This is a genomic window from Quyinboa sediminis (genome assembly GCF_042219855.1).
GTDB lineage: Bacteria > Bacteroidota > Bacteroidia > Bacteroidales > UBA5342 > JBHJHP01.
The window spans coordinates 525,601-541,056 of record NZ_JBHJHP010000002.1; the positions used below are offsets into that span (position 1 = coordinate 525,601).

The following is a 15,456-nucleotide window of genomic DNA, read 5'->3' on the forward strand; positions in this document are numbered from 1 at the left end:
AAATACATTGAGCATACAGAGGCTGTTCAAAAAGTAATATCAGAATTATTTTTACTTACGGATTGTAAGTAGTTTTTACAAAATCACCCCTAAATCCCCTGAAGGGGACCTAAAGCCTCCCACTTTAGGGGAGTCCCGTGAACTTGCTACATTTGGATGGACATAAGGTTAAGTCATAAATAATAAAAATTTATAACTTTAAGGGAACCGAAGAAATGCAGCGATGATTTCTCATCCAATACATAAAATTCTTAAGCCCATCATTATACGGTGTTATGCAGAACTGAACGACTTTCTTCCTCAGAATAAGAAGCAGAAATCGTTTTCAATGTCTGTCAAAATGCCGGTGACCATAGAGGACATAATTGTCTCTCTCGGTATTCCGTTGTCAGAAGTTGATCTGATTCTGTTAAACAGCACACCAGTCCGGTTCGGCCATAAACTAAAAGAAAATGATTATGTTTCTCTCTATCCTGTTTTTGAGCAACTTGATATCAGTAAAATAAACCCCCAATATCATACTCCACTATGCACAAGCACTTTTATTCTTGATGCTCACCTTGGAAAACTGGCCGGATATCTTCGCATGCTGGGATTTGACTCCTTATACAGAAATGACTTTGGTGATAAGGAAATCATTGAAACAGCCGCGCATGAAAACCGTATTATACTGACCCGTGATAAACTGTTGCTGAAATCGAAAAGAGTAACGCATGGGTATTATGTCAGATCTACTGAAAAGGAAGAGCAATTGAGTGAGATCGTCTTAAAATTCGATTTGTACAGTCAGTTTAAACCCTTTACCAGATGCATGGAATGCAATTCAATCCTGAGCCCAAAGGCTAAAAGCGAGATACTAAATATGGTAGAACCGGATACAGCTGAAATCTATGATGAGTTTTACTTCTGCTCCTCCTGCGATAAAGTGTTCTGGAAAGGATCTCATTTTAAGCGGATGGAAGCATTTATTAAAGGTATATAACCGGTTAATTTTCACCTTAAATGATTTCTGAACGTCGTGTTCTTACAAAGAAAATACTGACATATTTTGTATGCGTATTATATTTGCTTAAATTGAACCATCTTTAAAAGACCCGTATTACTCCCCAAAATTTGTAAACTATTAATCCGTTAACATATACATTATGAAAGGTTCATGCTATGTGATTATCTCTTTTGTATTGGTTATTTCTGCAATCTCATGTAAAAAGACCGATGACAGCAAAGGATTCAGTGACGATATTAAAAATTTTGTGCCTGACAGCACCATTCAGTCGTTACGCGATATGGGGATGTCAATTAACGAAGGCAAAAACCCGCCCGATATAGAAGGGTATTATTTAGTCAAACCTATGGTAATGAAAGCAAGTTCTGTTCCAGGCGAAACACAAAGTGAGGCTTCTGTCTGGTACGACCAGCGCTATCATGTTTATAACCAGAATAATGATGCCTTAACTGTTGATGTTGAAATTGACGGTTTAGATGCCGGTGGTAATGTCAGATCTCACTCCCTGGGAAAAGGAACCTTTATCTCCGGCAATGATGATTATTTTTCAACTTTCACCATACAGGAGGGTGAAGAATACTTTAATACTGATACTGCTTATTATAAATGGCTGGAGGTTGTATCGGGAATGATCACAGAGGATGGTATCCGAAAATATCAAATGGCACTTTTAATGTTGGATGATTATGACGATCCCTACGATATTTATATACCGGTAAATACCGGCAGAGTGTTTGTAGATGGTGATAGTCTGGCCGAAAGAACCAGCGCTGAATTAAAATTGCTTCGCATTAAGTCAGATAATCGTCCTGTAATTCACGAAGCGATTTCTATCGGACGAAAGTAGATGAAGCGCAAACATATTGTCAGTGACAATTGCAGTTCACCTCACCGCAGGAGGATTTCGTATGTTTCTTTTTCTTAAAAAACACCCGTTTGATGATGGCGCCGACGGTGGCGGCTAATATGATATAAACCATAATGGTCTGAAAATCAAACATAATCAAAATCTTTAAGTTAATAACTGATAGGCCGACATGGATGCCAGATATGCAAATCCTGACATAAATATCAGCTGAAGCAACGGCCACTTCCAACTGTTGGTCTCACGCTTTACAATTGCCAGAGTGCTCATACACTGAAGGGCAAAGGCATAAAAAAGCAACAGTGATACCCCTGTGGCAAAATTAAAAACCTTTTTCCCCGTCTCCGGATCTGTCTCCTGTATCATACGGTTTTTAATGGTAGATTCCTCGTCACTGCCCACACTGTATACAGTGGCCAGTGTTCCCACAAAAACCTCACGGGCTGCAAAGGAGCTGATTAATGCAATACCAATCTTCCAGTCGTAGCCCAGCGGACGGATAACCGGTTCAATGGCATGGCCGATTTTTCCAATATAAGAGTGCTGCAGTTTGTAAGCGGCTATCGCTGTTTTCATATCCTGTTCTGTTTGACCCGGTAAATATTGTTCCGACTTAACTATGGATTCGGCATTTTTAAAGTCATTTCCCGGCCCGTTGGATGCCAGAAACCATAACACAATGGATATGGCCAGTATAATCTTTCCGGCGCCTACCACAAAACTTCTGGTCTTTTCAACAACGGTAAGAGCCACATTTTTCGCCAGCGGTAGTTTATACGCCGGCATTTCCGCAATAAAAAACGACCGTGCTTTCATTTTCAATACTTTATTCAGAATCAAGGCTGATAAAAAGGCCATAACAAAACCAAGCACATACAAACCCATTAGCGTCAGGCCCTGTAAATTCAGTCCCATTACAGTTTGATCCGGAATAACCAGTGCTATAATGATAAGATAAACCGGCAGACGAGCTGAACAGGTTATAAACGGCGTAATAAGGATGGTGATCAGGCGCTCTTTCCAGTCGTCGATGCTTCGGGTTGCCATAATTGCCGGAATGGCACAGGCGGTACCTGAGATCAACGGCACCACACTTTTACCGTTAAGCCCGAACCGTCGCATTATGCGATCCATCAAAAAGACCACACGGCTCATATAGCCGCTCTCTTCCAACAGGGATATAAACAGAAACAAAAACGCAATCTGGGGAACAAAAATCACAATCCCTCCGATTCCGGGGATAATCCCTTCAGATACAAGGTCGGTGAGTGCACCTGGGGGCATGGTATTGTTTACCCATTCTGCCAGGTCGGTAAATAACCGGTCAATCAAATCCATAGGATAGCTGCTCCAGTTGTAAATGCCCTGAAAGACAAGTAAAAGGATCATGAAAAAAATGATGTATCCAAAAATCCTGTGCGTTAAAATCCTGTCCAGTCTGCTTCTCCAGTCTGTGGCTTTTGATAACTCTTTTTTATACCCTTCCTTAATCAGCTTGTTGATGAAATGATAGCGCAGGATAGTCTCTTTTTGCTGTAACCGTTTCAGTTCTGTGATCCGTTTGCCATAAAATGCTTCACCGGTTTCTTCCCCGTTCATGTCAGCTGTTTCCCGTGTAATGGTCAACCACTTTCTATAGGCCTGTTCCAGGGAAATTCCCTCGCCGAATGTTTTAAAATAGTGCGGATCAATATCTGTAAATTTCACACAGGACATAAGAGAAAGACTATTGTAATCCTGAATCAGTTGTTTTAGGTTATCTATCCCGGTTCCTTTGCGGGCACTGACCAATGCAATCTTAGTGTGCAATTCCCTTTCCAGCAAATCAATATCGATGCTTATTCCTTTCCGTGTCATCACATCAGCCATGTTAATGACAAAAATGGTTGGGATATTCAAATCCTTGATTTGTGTGTACAATAAAAGATTACGCTTCAGGTTTTCAATATCTGCGACAACAACTGCCACATCAGGATAATCCTCATCTTTGCTGTTCAACAACACATTGGTCGCGACGATTTCATCCGGAGAGGTTGAATTCAGACTATAGGTGCCGGGAAGATCAATAATATGCGCTCTTGAACCATCCGGAAGCCGGCACAGTCCTTCTTTCTTCTCAACCGTTATACCCGGATAGTTACCGACTTTCTGGTTCAGACCTGTAAGCTGATTGAATACCGATGTTTTACCGGTGTTTGGATTTCCAATTAATGCAACATTAAGCTGGTTCCCCATGTGTTACTCCACTCTCCTTATCTGTATTAAAGCCGCCGTCTCTTTTCTTATTGCAAAATGACTGTCGTTAATAATCAGGTAAACCAAATCGTTAAAAGGCGAAAACTGAAACAGTTGTACTTCATTCCCCGGCAGACATCCCACCTCCTGGAACTTAACCGGTATATCCTCTGTGGAAAACTGTTCAATGATGCCCCGTTCTCCCCGCTTTAACTGTGCAATTGTATATTTCATTATCGCAACGTCTACTTAAACTGAGTTGCAATAATAGTGCATTACATTATATGCGTCAATCCTTATTTGTTATGATTTTAAATAATAAATATCCTACTTTTTCACTTCATATTTCGAAAACCTGAAATTTATTTCCATTACCGGTAACTTCGAGAACAGGATTGAAAACTTAATACTGAAACAATAAAAAAAAGAGTCAGCTTGTAACAAACTAACTCTTTTCAGAAGACAATGCAGCAACTAACAGCTTATGATTTCGATTTCATTTCCTTTTTCGCCTTTTTTTCCAGACGCTTTTCTTTCAGCGATTTGGCAGGATCTTTCTTGGTGTTTTTCTGAGATTCATGATTTTTTGACATAACGAACAGTTTAAAATGTGAATACTAAAGTGATCAAGAAAACTGCTCTTGATTTTCAGATCAAAATTACAACACATTTCAATCTGTTGTGAATGAAAAAAACACGATCAGAAATAAATTTTACATCCAAAACCCAGACATATTCATCTTTGCTATTCAACAAACAACAATTTCATGCACTGTTTAAGCAAAAACAGCCCTTTGTATGTTAGTATATTAAACCGGTAAAACATGAACACCAATACCATCGCCGTCCTTCCCTTTATGAACATGAGCTCAGATCCGGAAAATGAGTTTTTCAGCGACGGTATAACAGAAGAAATCATCAATGCGCTGGCTAAAATTAACACTCTGAATGTTATTTCCAGAACCTCCTCTTTTTATTTTAAAAACAAAAATATCCCCATTGGTCAGATAGCCAAACAACTGCATGTTGCCACCATTCTGGAAGGAAGTGTACGAAAAGCCGGAAATATGATCCGGATCACGGCACAGCTGATTGAGGCAGAAACCGATATCCATTTCTGGTCCGAAACCTGGGACCGGAAATTTGAAAACATTTTTGAAATACAGGATGAGATCAGTCTGATTATTGCGGAAAAGCTGAGGGAACATGTCGGGCATTTTGAGATTGGCGATCACCTGGTACAAAAGCAAACGGACAATGCCGATGCCTATGTGCTGGCTTTAAAGGCCAACTACTATTTTAATAAATGGAACCCGGCGGATGTTAAAACGGCCATTGGTCTTTATGAAAAAGCATTGGAACTGGATCCTAACCATACCGAATCGCATGTAGGCCTGGCCGATGCATACGGTTTTATGGCCACAACAGAGTTTATGCCCCGGACTGAAGCCTGGATGAAAGCAGCAGAGCACACCCAAAAGGCCTTCGCTCTTAATCCAGAAAACGCAGGCGTACATTACCAGCTGGCTAATCTTTCGTTCTTTACCGATTGCAGCTATACCGATGCTTACAGCCATGCTCTCAAAGCTATTGAACTTAAACCCAGTTACCCAGAGGCACAGCAATACATGGCCTTTCTTTATATCATTTCCGGAAAGATGGATAAAGCGTGGCAACACCTTGAATTAGCTCTTTCCATTGATCCGTTAAACCAGGAAACACAGTTTTACAAGGCGTATTATCTGTACAGAACCGGCAGTTATAGTAAAGCATTGGATCTTTATGATGATCTGCTTAAGCGTAATCCCAAAAATATTCCTGCATTTACAGTCCGGACCTATGCCCTTCTGATGCTTGACAGACCGGATGAGGTGCTGAGTGCACTTAAGGCCATGCCGGATGATATCATTATTCCGGACGAATACCTGGGCATGTCCTGTCTGGCCTATATCCTGAAAGGCGACACGGAGAGAACCAGCGAACATATTTTCAGACTGGAACAAAGGGCAGAAGACCCTGTGGCCTTTCAGGCACATTCCTATCTTTTTCTGGCTTATGCCAATCTTAAAAAATATGATGACGCTTTCGAATTGCTCGAAAAATCATTGAAGGTAAAATCGTCAATTTTTCTTTTAAGTTTCACCGATCCGTTGGTCAAAGGATTAACCGGGGAGCCGGAGTATCAAACCTTTTATTATCAACTGTATCCTGAAATCAAGCTGTATGACCCGGTATCGGAACAAAAACCACCCTTATTAAGCGAAGAAACCAGTGAAGTCTACCTGGAATCATTGCTGGAATACATCCGTGAAAACGAACCATATCTGAATCCGGATTTATCCCTTCGATCCCTTGCGGAACAGATCGGCATGCACCCAAATCACCTTTCATGGCTCCTGAATGAGAAAATTGGAAAGAACTTTAATGCGTTTATTAACCATTACCGTGTGGAGCATTTTAAAACCCTGGCAGGTGATGCCTCCAATGCACACATATCACTTTTGGGTCTGGCTTATGAAAGCGGGTTTAATTCAAAAACTGTTTTTAATACGTTTTTTAAAAAAGAAACCGGCCTGACACCAAGCGCCTTTTTAAAACAGCTTTCCTGATCTTTTCAGGACAAATAGGTTCGGTATTATAATGCAGAACTTTTGTCCGGTAGATTGATTTTACATTTACGGCATGATTAAATTTAAAATTATCAAGATGAAAAAGGCAATTAAAATAATTCTTCTGACTCCACTGGCACTCATATTATTTTTTCTCATTGTGTTGTCCGTTAAATATTCGCCGGTTTATGTTTACCGCTTAATCACACAAAATGTGGCTGATGTGTACGACTATAAACTGTATGAAAACAGGGTAATTAAAGGTTCGGACAGTACGTTTCAGTTTTATGAAAATCCACAGGAGGCATATGTGGCGTCCTTATTTCAGGACAGGATAAAACAATCCGGATTTACCTCACTGGATGAGTGGGCCGAAAAATCACAAACCACGGCCTTGATTTTCATCCGAAAAGACACTATTCTTTATGAAAAATATTTCAACGGTTTTAGCAGGGATTCCTATTTTCATTCACAATCCATGGCCAAGTCGTTTATTTCATTTTTAATTGGTGCAGCCATCGATGATGGTTATATTAAGGACGTTAATGATCCGATGACAACCTATATTCCCGAACTGAAAGAGCGGAATAAGGATTTTGAAAAAATAACGATTAAAAATTTGCTGGAAATGCGGTCCGGACTGAAATACTTTGAAGGTTATTTCCCCGGTACTTATATTCATCTTCCCTGGCATGATGAAGCCATTGGCTATTATCATCCGAATGTTCGAAAGCTCCTTCTTAAAAAAGTGGATATTGCCTCAGAACCCGGTAAGAAATTTCAATACTGCAACTACAACACAAGTTATTTGGGGCTGATTATTGAAAGAGCTACACATAAAACGGTATCCGAATATTTACAGGAAAAACTCTGGTCCAAAACCATGGCCTACGATGCACTTTTTTCGATAGACAGTAAAAAATCCGGCTTTGAATATATGCCCAGCAGACTCATAGCCCGTGCTATTGATTATGCCCGGTTTGGGCGACTTTACCTTAAGAACGGAAACTGGGAAGGGAAACAAATCATATCAGAAAACTGGGTTCGCAAATCCACACTTGAAAATAAATCCATTCCCCGTGATGTGTATCCTGACTGGTTTAGGGGAAACAATTGTAAACACATGTACTATTCCTACCAGTGGTGGGGAAACACCAATTGTGATTCCACATTTCAGTTTTCAGCCAGCGGTAACCTTGGACAGAACATCTATGTTATTCCTGACAAGGATGTGATCATAGTACACTGCGGAAAATCATTTGAACACTACAACATGGATGACCTGTGGCATGTGGCAGAACTGATAAAATAGACCAGCTGTAGATTAGCACCGCTTCCCGGATCCATAAATAACATCCTACAATAAAACTTAGCTTGTGTCCTTTGTGCAATTCTTCGTGTCCTCTGTGGTTAAATAAACCACGGAGAAACACAAAGGTAAATCACAGTGGTCACAAAGCTGCCGGTAAAACCCTGTAACCCGTTAACTTATGGTGTACTGCGGAAAATCATTTGAACACTACAACATGGATGACCTGTGGCATGTGGCAGAACTGGTAAAATAGACCATGTGTACACTAGCACGACTTCCCCGATTCATGAATAACATCCAACCATAAAATTTACTTAGCGTCCTTTGTGCAATTCTTCGTGTCCTCTGTGGTTAAATAAACCACGGAGAAACAAAACGATACATCACAGTGGTCACAAAGCTGCCGGTAAAAACCTGTAACCCGTTAACTTATGGTGTACTGTGGTAAATCATTTGTACATCACAACATGGATGACCTGTGGCATGTTGCAGAACTGATAAAATAAACCAGGTGTAGATAAGCACGACTTCCCGGATCCATAAATAACATCCTACCATAAAACTTAGCTTGTGTCCTTTGTGCAATTCTTCGTGTCCTCTGTGGTTAAATAAACCACGGAGAAACAAAACGATAAATCACTAAGATCATAAAGCTACATGCGAAAATGTGAAACCCGTAAACAACTGAATATAACATGCAGAAAATAATTACGGACATCATGATTTTGCATTGCAGAATATGAATTGAATACTACGATGTTGCAGTTATGTGGCAGAACTTCTAAAATAGACCATGTGTACACTAGCACGGCTTCCCGGATCCATAAATAACATCCTACCATAAAACTTAGCTTGTGTCCTTTGTGCAATTCTTAGTGCCCTTTGTGGTTAAATAAACCACGGAGAAACACAAAGGGAATCACAGTGGTCACAAAGCTGCCGGTAAAACCCTGTAAACCGTTAACTTATGGTGTACTACGGAAAAACATTTGCACATCACAACATGGATGACCTGTGGCATGTGGCAGAACTGATAACATAAACCAGGTGTACATTAGCACGGCTTCCCGGATCCATAAATAACATCCTACCATAAAACTTAGCTTGTGTCCTTTGTGCAATTCTTAGTGCCCTTTGTTGTTAAATAAACCACGGAGAAACACAAAGGTAAATCACAGTGGTCACAAAGCTGCCGGTAAAAACCTGTAACCCGTTAACTTATGGTGTACTGCGGAAAATCATTTGAGCACTACAACATGGATGACCTGTGGCATGTTGCAGAACTGATAAAATAAACCAGGTTAGTAATGGTCCGACATCCCCGATTCATGAATAATATCCCATTATAAAATTCACTTAGCGTCCTTTGTGCAATTCTTAGTGCCCTTTGTGGTTAAATAAACCACGGAGAAACACAAAGGGAATCACAGTGGTCACAAAGCTGCCGGTAAAAACCTGTAACCCGTTAACTTATGGTGTACTGTGGTAAATTATTTGTACATCACAACATGGATGACCTGTGGCATGTGGAAGAACTGGTAACATAAACCAGGTGTAGATTAGCGCGACTTCCCGGATCCATAAATAACATCCAACCATAATATTTACTTAGCGAGCTTTGTGCAATTCTTCGTGTCCTTTGTGGTTAAATAAACCACGGAGAAATACAAAGGGAAATCACAGTGGTCACATAGCAGCCGGTAAAAACCTGTAACCCGTTAACTTATGGTGTACTGTGGTAAATCATTTGTACATCACAACATGGATGACCTGTGGCATGTTGCAGAACTGATAAAATAAACCAGATGTAGATTAGCACAACTTCCCGGATCCATAAAAAACAAACAGCTATAAAACTTACTAAGCGTCCTTTGTGCAATTTTTCGTGTCCTTTGTGGTTAAATAAACCACGGAGAAACAAAACGATAAATCACTAGGGTCGCTAACTTACCGGCTAAACCTTAAATTCTTAATCCTATACCAAATTTTAAGTCCAGCATTATAATTCCGAACTCCTTCTGTGTTATTCAGAACGCCGGGAAACTTACGTTGCCGTTAATTTGCATCATAATCATTCGTAATCAATTAAATACAACAGATATGAAAACAATCAATATGAAAGCAATCGTGGCAACGGGATACGGATCTCCTGCAGTACTGCAACTGCAAAATGTGGCAAAACCATTTGCAGGAAACAATGAGGTGTTGGTTAAGATTTATGCAACTACAGCAACAACAGCCGATGGAATGATGCGTACCGGCAAACCCTATTTTGGCCGCTTAATGACCGGATTATTAAAACCCAAACATCCCATTCCGGGAACAGGATTTTCCGGTGTGGTTGAAGCCACAGGAGATCAGGTGACTGCCTTTAAAACAGGTGACCGTGTATTTGGTGAAACAACACTTGGATTCAGCACCAACGCGGAATATGTTTCGGTTCCTGAAACAGGCGTTATTCTAACAATGCCGGATAACATGAGCTTTGCTGAAGCCGCTGCGTATTGCGACGGACATCTGACATCGTTCTCTTTCCTTAAAGAAGTAGCAAAAATCAAACCCGGACAATCGGTGCTGATTAACGGCGCATCCGGAAGCCTTGGAACAGCTGCGGTGCAACTGGCCAAATACCTCGGGGCCGAAGTGGTTGGGGTGACCAGCACAAAAAATACCGGACTTGTAAAATCCCTGGGAGCCGACATGGTGCTGGATTATACCAAAGTGGACTTTACCGAAATTCGCCGGAAATTTGATGTGGTGTTTGACACCGTCGGTAAGAGCTCGTTTAAAAAGTCACGTAAGGTTTTAAAAGAAGGTGGCGTTTACGTTTCGCCCGTCTTGAAATTATCGTTGTTGCTTCAAATGCTTAAAACCAGCATCAGCGGAAAACAAAAAGCTAAATTTTCTGCTTCAGGCATGAAAAAGGATCATGAACTCAAAACACTATTATCAGAACTTAGTGAAATATTCAGGGATGGAAAATTAAAAACAGTTATCGATCGCCAGTTTCCGCTCGAAAAAGTGGCCATGGCACATGAATACATTGCCAAAGGTCATAAAAGAGGAAATGTTATCATAATGGTTCAATCATAAAATTATAAAATCATGAAAACAACAGACAGAAAATACGCATTAACAGCAGGAAGTTCAATCATTATTATGGCGATAGCTGCAGCAATAGCATACGGATATATTTATACTAATTTAGTCGTGAATGATCATCCGGATCTTACATTTCAGAATATATCGTTAGCCGGGTCCATGTTCAAACAGGGAATAGCCGGGTGGATCATTATTCTTATAACAGATGTGCTGGTGGCATGGTCCCTCTATCTTTATCTGAAGTCGGTAAATCAAAAACTTGCATTGACAACAGCAACAATCAGAATGGTTTATGCAGGAATTCTGGCTGTTGCGATTTATCACCTAATCGCCATATTGCCACTTACGTCAACTGCCGGAACAACTGACTCAATAGTACGAATGAACTCCCATCTCGAATCGTTTAAAAGTACCTGGTCATTCGGTTTGATCCTGTTCGGCCTGCACCTGATCGGTTTGGGAATGTTGGTTTATTTGTCGGATTTTATTCCGCGGATATGGGCTGTCCTGCTGATCTTTTCAGGTCTTAGTTATTTTGGCATTCATGCCGCTAAATTTTTATTCCCTGAATACATCGGACAGGTTGAACAGATTGAAATGATCCTTAGCGCTCCAATGGCCATTGGCGAGGTTGGTTTTGCTGTCTGGCTGCTGATCCGTGGAGGTAAACCGCTCAGAACAAAAACTTCTGTAAAAGCTGTTGCAGTTTAATCCGACACTCAAACAGGCTGATCAAAAAAATGATTAGCCTGTAATAAATAACGTTTCTGTACAGAATTGAAATGTTTATCTTGTTGAGTATTCCCCTTTTCATTAAGAGCTGTAACTGAACAACGATAGCGAATAACTTAGGCCCTAATTTTCAAATACTTGCAAGCATCTAATTCATATTTAAGAGATAATTTTTTAAAACTATATCTCTATTATTCGTTTTAAATAAATAAAATGTTAATTTCGCATTGATTTATTATTTTATGTTTGTTGATAAAATTGATTGATGTTTGATTGAATGAACCCTTATATTTTTTCATAACTATGACTAATAACAACAACTGTACTAACATTTTATCATCGTTTTACTCCGATGAAACGATTGCGAGAAATTGTATAGAGAACGATAAAACCAAATTTCTATTCAAAACCTTTTACATAAATGCCAGTAAATCGAATAGTCCCAAATCATAATATTGTCAAATAGGTTGAAAAAGGGGTAACCTCCCAAATAAATAGTAAAAATCCTTATGAAGCTATTAAAAATAAATCCATAAGGCGAGTAACCCAAAATCGATAAGAGTAGGAATTACCAAATTTATTAATCATAAAATGAAAAAAATTGTATTTGCTTTAATTGGCCTGTTAATTACCATTCCATTTTTCGCTCAAGATGAGTTATCAGAAAAAGCAACTGTTGAGAAAGTTCTAAACATACCTGTTTTTATTTATTCATATCCTACTGTAGAATTTGATGAGGTTACAACATTATCAGCTACAATGTCAGCTTTATCTGATGCACTTAGTAATAATAGTGAGCAAATAAGTGTTACTGATAAAGTGAAAGAAATTATCAATAAAGCAAAGAGAAAAGTTAAAAAAGGGGATATTGAAGATTTTGATGCAATTATAATAAATCCGGACGATTATTCCGGAATAGTAATAAAATTTAAAGACGAAATCAGCCTCCAATCAGATGTAAAAAGGATTTCAAATGTACCAATTTACATGTTTTCATATCCCAATGATAAATTTGAAGAAGTTGATGAATTTTCTGCAACTTTATCGATACTCGGTGGCGGTTCACTATCCGATAGAACTAACGAAATCGTACGTAAAGCAAAAAGAAGAGAGAAAAAAGGGAAGGTTAAACCTTTTGACGCTATCATCATTAGTCCCGACGACTTCAAAGGGATCTTAATTAAATTTAACTGAAATTAAACAGAACGTAAAAAATTTACTACATCTCGATGTAGGGTTTGATTTAATAAACCCATTTCAAACAGTATCAATTAAAGAACCTGTTTGTATTTTCAGCTCAACAGAATTTTACAATATAAACTGTAGTCTTTATACTTTAAATTCAAAACCACAGACTTCATAAAAATCCCTTTTGAAGCTAATATGTTATAGTAACGTTCAAAAACTGACAGGAAATACACAATACAGGATTAGTTTAACATAATAATTTATATACAATTAAAAATGAAAAAGATAAGTTTTATTCTATTATCGTTGATATTATTAGTTACCACCTCATGTGAAAAAGACAAAAACGATGATATTAGAGATCAGGCAATAGGTAATTACCAAGCAACATGGAAATTTTATGTCTTAGATAATAATACTCTATCCTATCTGGGAAGTGATTTTGATTTAACGGAGAATTACCTTGTGAAAAAATCAACTACGGATGATTCCGGTATCGATTTTTATGTTGGGGGCGATATCGAATTCCAGGGAAATAAAATTGAATTGGCAAGTAATGGTTTTGCGTTTGACATACCAAGTCAAAACTATACAGATTCAACTGGAACCTATGTAATGAATGGTTATGATGGGCTTGATTTAGATGGGAAAAAATACAATGGAGTTTATTATAGTGCTGAAGATAAGATTGAGACATATATTACTATGACAATGGATAATGTTGTATATGTCATCCAAATCACTATGGTAAAGTAAATATGTAGAATTAGAAAAATATACTGATAACTTAGTTTATTAACTAATGTCAGAAAAGGGATACTAAGGGTTATTTGTGGTTTTGATTAAGGGTAGTTAAGTTACTACCCTTTTTTTATATGCAGATATAAGCTAGTAATATTGAACATCTAATTTCATAATTACACCTGATTTTAAAACAGCCTGGTTTATTATCTGATCTGAAACCTTAGGAAGTCCTCCTGTTCTGATGTTTTAATATGAACCAGATAGGTTCCTGATGTTACACCTCTCAAATCTATCGATTTAATATTCTGTCCCGATAACATAACCCGTCCGCTAAGATCCAGGATATCGATCTGCCATCTCTGAGCCTTTACATCTACATTCACATAATTGGTAGCAGGATTAGGATATACTTTTATGTCCTCTACCTTATGCTCCTGAAGTGCGGTAATTAGCTCAAAGTGGGCCCGGAAATCCAAACTTAATGTGTCTGTAGTCAGAGAGATGCTTTTTTCTGTGCTATAGACATCCGTTGAATTGACCAGCGTCCAGTTTACAAACCGGTATCCGTTAACCGGTGAGGCCGTTAACGTAACAGTTGTACCTTTTGCATATACACCGTAGCCTGTAACCTTTCCTTTCAGATCAGGATCAGCCATGGCATTAATCCTGATAGCAGGAACAAGATTCGATGTGAGGCTCTGAATCTCACTGAAAGCAGTCACTTGTTTTAAATCAGCAACCAAAACCTTACATAGTTCAAAGGCTCCGTTTTGTTGCAGGTGAGTACCGTCTGAATTTCCATCGGGATAATTTTGCCAGACTCCGGATTTAAGGTTATTAAAAATGCTGTCGGTAGCATATGATTTCCCCCTGGAATTTAAAAAAGCCATGGTGCTGGCTTCCATGTCAATAAACGGTGCTTCCAGTTCTGCTGCCACTTCTTTCATCGCCTGCGTGTATGCCGCATGAGCCTGTTTTATCTGAGTGCCACTCCAGTTATTTCTGGGAATGGAAGAGATGAATACCGGATACGCCCCTTTTTCTTTCGCCCCGTTTCCAAAAATTTTCAGATAGTCCCTGTAGGTCGTCGCAGGATCTGTATATCGGGTCGGGTCCGTTGTCTTTTCATCGTTGTGTGCAAACTGAATCAGGACATAATCGCCGGCTTTCAGCATGTTATATACTGTGTTCCATTTCCCTTCGTCATAAAAACTTTTGGAACTTCTTCCGGATGCAGCCTGATCGTTCACTACAACGTTATCTGAATTAAAAAAGGGCTGTAATACCTGTGCCCATCCGGTTCGCGGATAAAGATCTGAACCATAAACGGATGCCGTACTGTCACCGATTACAAATACCGTTACTTTTCCGGTTGTGGCATTTACAACATATGATTTTGTCTCAACAGTTCCATCATTCATGGATACCAGCACAGTATATGTACCACTCTGTGCCGCAATAATTTGTTGCGAATCCTGCGCTCCGATAAGCTGTCCGTTATAAAGCCACTGGTACGAATTTCCTTCCGGCGCTGTTAGACGAACCTGTTCTGAACCGGAACGGGCTGCCACTGTAAATGAAAACCAGATTATGAAAATAAAGATGGAGACGTAATGTAGATATTTCATCATTTTAAAAACTATATAACGGGTTTAAATCAATG

Annotated in this window: 11 protein-coding genes; 8 read left to right on the forward strand and 3 right to left on the reverse strand. The window is 39.2% G+C overall.

Going from position 1 to position 15,456, the window contains the following annotated elements; genetic code table 11:
• The first annotated feature begins 223 nt into the window (after positions 1-223).
• A complete protein-coding gene (locus ACE1EF_RS07300) occupies positions 224-982 on the forward strand; it encodes a Mut7-C RNAse domain-containing protein (protein ID WP_375719978.1) in 759 nt (252 codons plus the stop codon).
• Positions 983-1,145: 163 nt separating this feature from the next.
• Positions 1,146-1,853 (forward strand): hypothetical protein, encoded by a 708-nt coding sequence (locus ACE1EF_RS07305; RefSeq protein WP_375719979.1) that lies wholly within the window; start codon positions 1,146-1,148, stop codon positions 1,851-1,853.
• 165 nt (positions 1,854-2,018) lie between these two features.
• Here the strand turns inward: ACE1EF_RS07305 and feoB are convergent, their stop codons facing one another.
• Both feoB and ACE1EF_RS07320 read right to left on the reverse strand, forming a co-directional pair.
• On the reverse strand, positions 2,019-4,106 hold the full coding sequence (gene feoB / locus ACE1EF_RS07315) for a ferrous iron transport protein B (protein WP_375719981.1): 2,088 nt from the start codon (positions 4,104-4,106) through the stop codon (positions 2,019-2,021).
• Between the two features lie 3 nt (positions 4,107-4,109).
• Positions 4,110-4,340: a FeoA family protein gene (locus ACE1EF_RS07320; protein ID WP_375719982.1), complete on the reverse strand. Its 231-nt coding sequence runs from the start codon at positions 4,338-4,340 to the stop codon at positions 4,110-4,112.
• Positions 4,341-4,930: 590 nt separating this feature from the next.
• Here ACE1EF_RS07320 and ACE1EF_RS07325 point away from each other — a divergent pair.
• The 6 genes from ACE1EF_RS07325 to ACE1EF_RS07350 all read left to right on the forward strand — a co-directional run bounded on the left by ACE1EF_RS07325 (position 4,931) and on the right by ACE1EF_RS07350 (position 13,805).
• Positions 4,931-6,715, forward strand: a complete 1,785-nt coding sequence (locus ACE1EF_RS07325) for a helix-turn-helix domain-containing protein (protein ID WP_375719983.1) — start codon at positions 4,931-4,933, stop codon at positions 6,713-6,715.
• A 97-nt stretch (positions 6,716-6,812) separates the two neighbouring features.
• On the forward strand, positions 6,813-8,027 hold the full coding sequence (locus tag ACE1EF_RS07330; RefSeq protein ID WP_375719984.1) for a serine hydrolase domain-containing protein: 1,215 nt from the start codon (positions 6,813-6,815) through the stop codon (positions 8,025-8,027).
• 2,100 nt (positions 8,028-10,127) lie between these two features.
• On the forward strand, positions 10,128-11,120 hold the full coding sequence (locus tag ACE1EF_RS07335) for an NAD(P)-dependent alcohol dehydrogenase (RefSeq protein WP_375719985.1): 993 nt from the start codon (positions 10,128-10,130) through the stop codon (positions 11,118-11,120).
• Between the two features lie 12 nt (positions 11,121-11,132).
• Positions 11,133-11,840, forward strand: coding sequence for a DUF4386 domain-containing protein (locus tag ACE1EF_RS07340; protein WP_375719986.1), 708 nt, complete (start codon positions 11,133-11,135; stop codon positions 11,838-11,840).
• A 612-nt stretch (positions 11,841-12,452) separates the two neighbouring features.
• A complete protein-coding gene (locus ACE1EF_RS07345; RefSeq protein WP_375719987.1) occupies positions 12,453-13,055 on the forward strand; it encodes a hypothetical protein in 603 nt (200 codons plus the stop codon).
• 270 nt (positions 13,056-13,325) lie between these two features.
• A complete protein-coding gene (locus tag ACE1EF_RS07350) occupies positions 13,326-13,805 on the forward strand; it encodes a hypothetical protein (protein WP_375719988.1) in 480 nt (159 codons plus the stop codon).
• Positions 13,806-13,996: 191 nt separating this feature from the next.
• Here the strand turns inward: ACE1EF_RS07350 and ACE1EF_RS07355 are convergent, their stop codons facing one another.
• Positions 13,997-15,424, reverse strand: a complete 1,428-nt coding sequence (locus ACE1EF_RS07355) for a T9SS type A sorting domain-containing protein (RefSeq protein WP_375719989.1) — start codon at positions 15,422-15,424, stop codon at positions 13,997-13,999.
• Positions 15,425-15,456: the final 32 nt, after the last annotated feature.

What these genes read in the sequence shown, in the direction of transcription:
- feoB (WP_375719981.1), bottom strand. Translation starts at nt 4,106, where the DNA reads ATGGGGAACCAGCTTAATGTTGCATTAATTGGAAATCCAAACACCGGT.
- ACE1EF_RS07345 (WP_375719987.1), top strand. Translation starts at nt 12,453, where the DNA reads ATGAAAAAAATTGTATTTGCTTTAATTGGCCTGTTAATTACCATTCCA.
- ACE1EF_RS07320 (WP_375719982.1), bottom strand. Translation starts at nt 4,340, where the DNA reads ATGAAATATACAATTGCACAGTTAAAGCGGGGAGAACGGGGCATCATT.
- ACE1EF_RS07350 (WP_375719988.1), top strand. Translation starts at nt 13,326, where the DNA reads ATGAAAAAGATAAGTTTTATTCTATTATCGTTGATATTATTAGTTACC.
- ACE1EF_RS07325 (WP_375719983.1), top strand. Translation starts at nt 4,931, where the DNA reads ATGAACACCAATACCATCGCCGTCCTTCCCTTTATGAACATGAGCTCA.
- ACE1EF_RS07340 (WP_375719986.1), top strand. Translation starts at nt 11,133, where the DNA reads ATGAAAACAACAGACAGAAAATACGCATTAACAGCAGGAAGTTCAATC.
- ACE1EF_RS07335 (WP_375719985.1), top strand. Translation starts at nt 10,128, where the DNA reads ATGAAAACAATCAATATGAAAGCAATCGTGGCAACGGGATACGGATCT.
- ACE1EF_RS07300 (WP_375719978.1), top strand. Translation starts at nt 224, where the DNA reads ATGATTTCTCATCCAATACATAAAATTCTTAAGCCCATCATTATACGG.
- ACE1EF_RS07305 (WP_375719979.1), top strand. Translation starts at nt 1,146, where the DNA reads ATGAAAGGTTCATGCTATGTGATTATCTCTTTTGTATTGGTTATTTCT.
- ACE1EF_RS07355 (WP_375719989.1), bottom strand. Translation starts at nt 15,424, where the DNA reads ATGATGAAATATCTACATTACGTCTCCATCTTTATTTTCATAATCTGG.
- ACE1EF_RS07330 (WP_375719984.1), top strand. Translation starts at nt 6,813, where the DNA reads ATGAAAAAGGCAATTAAAATAATTCTTCTGACTCCACTGGCACTCATA.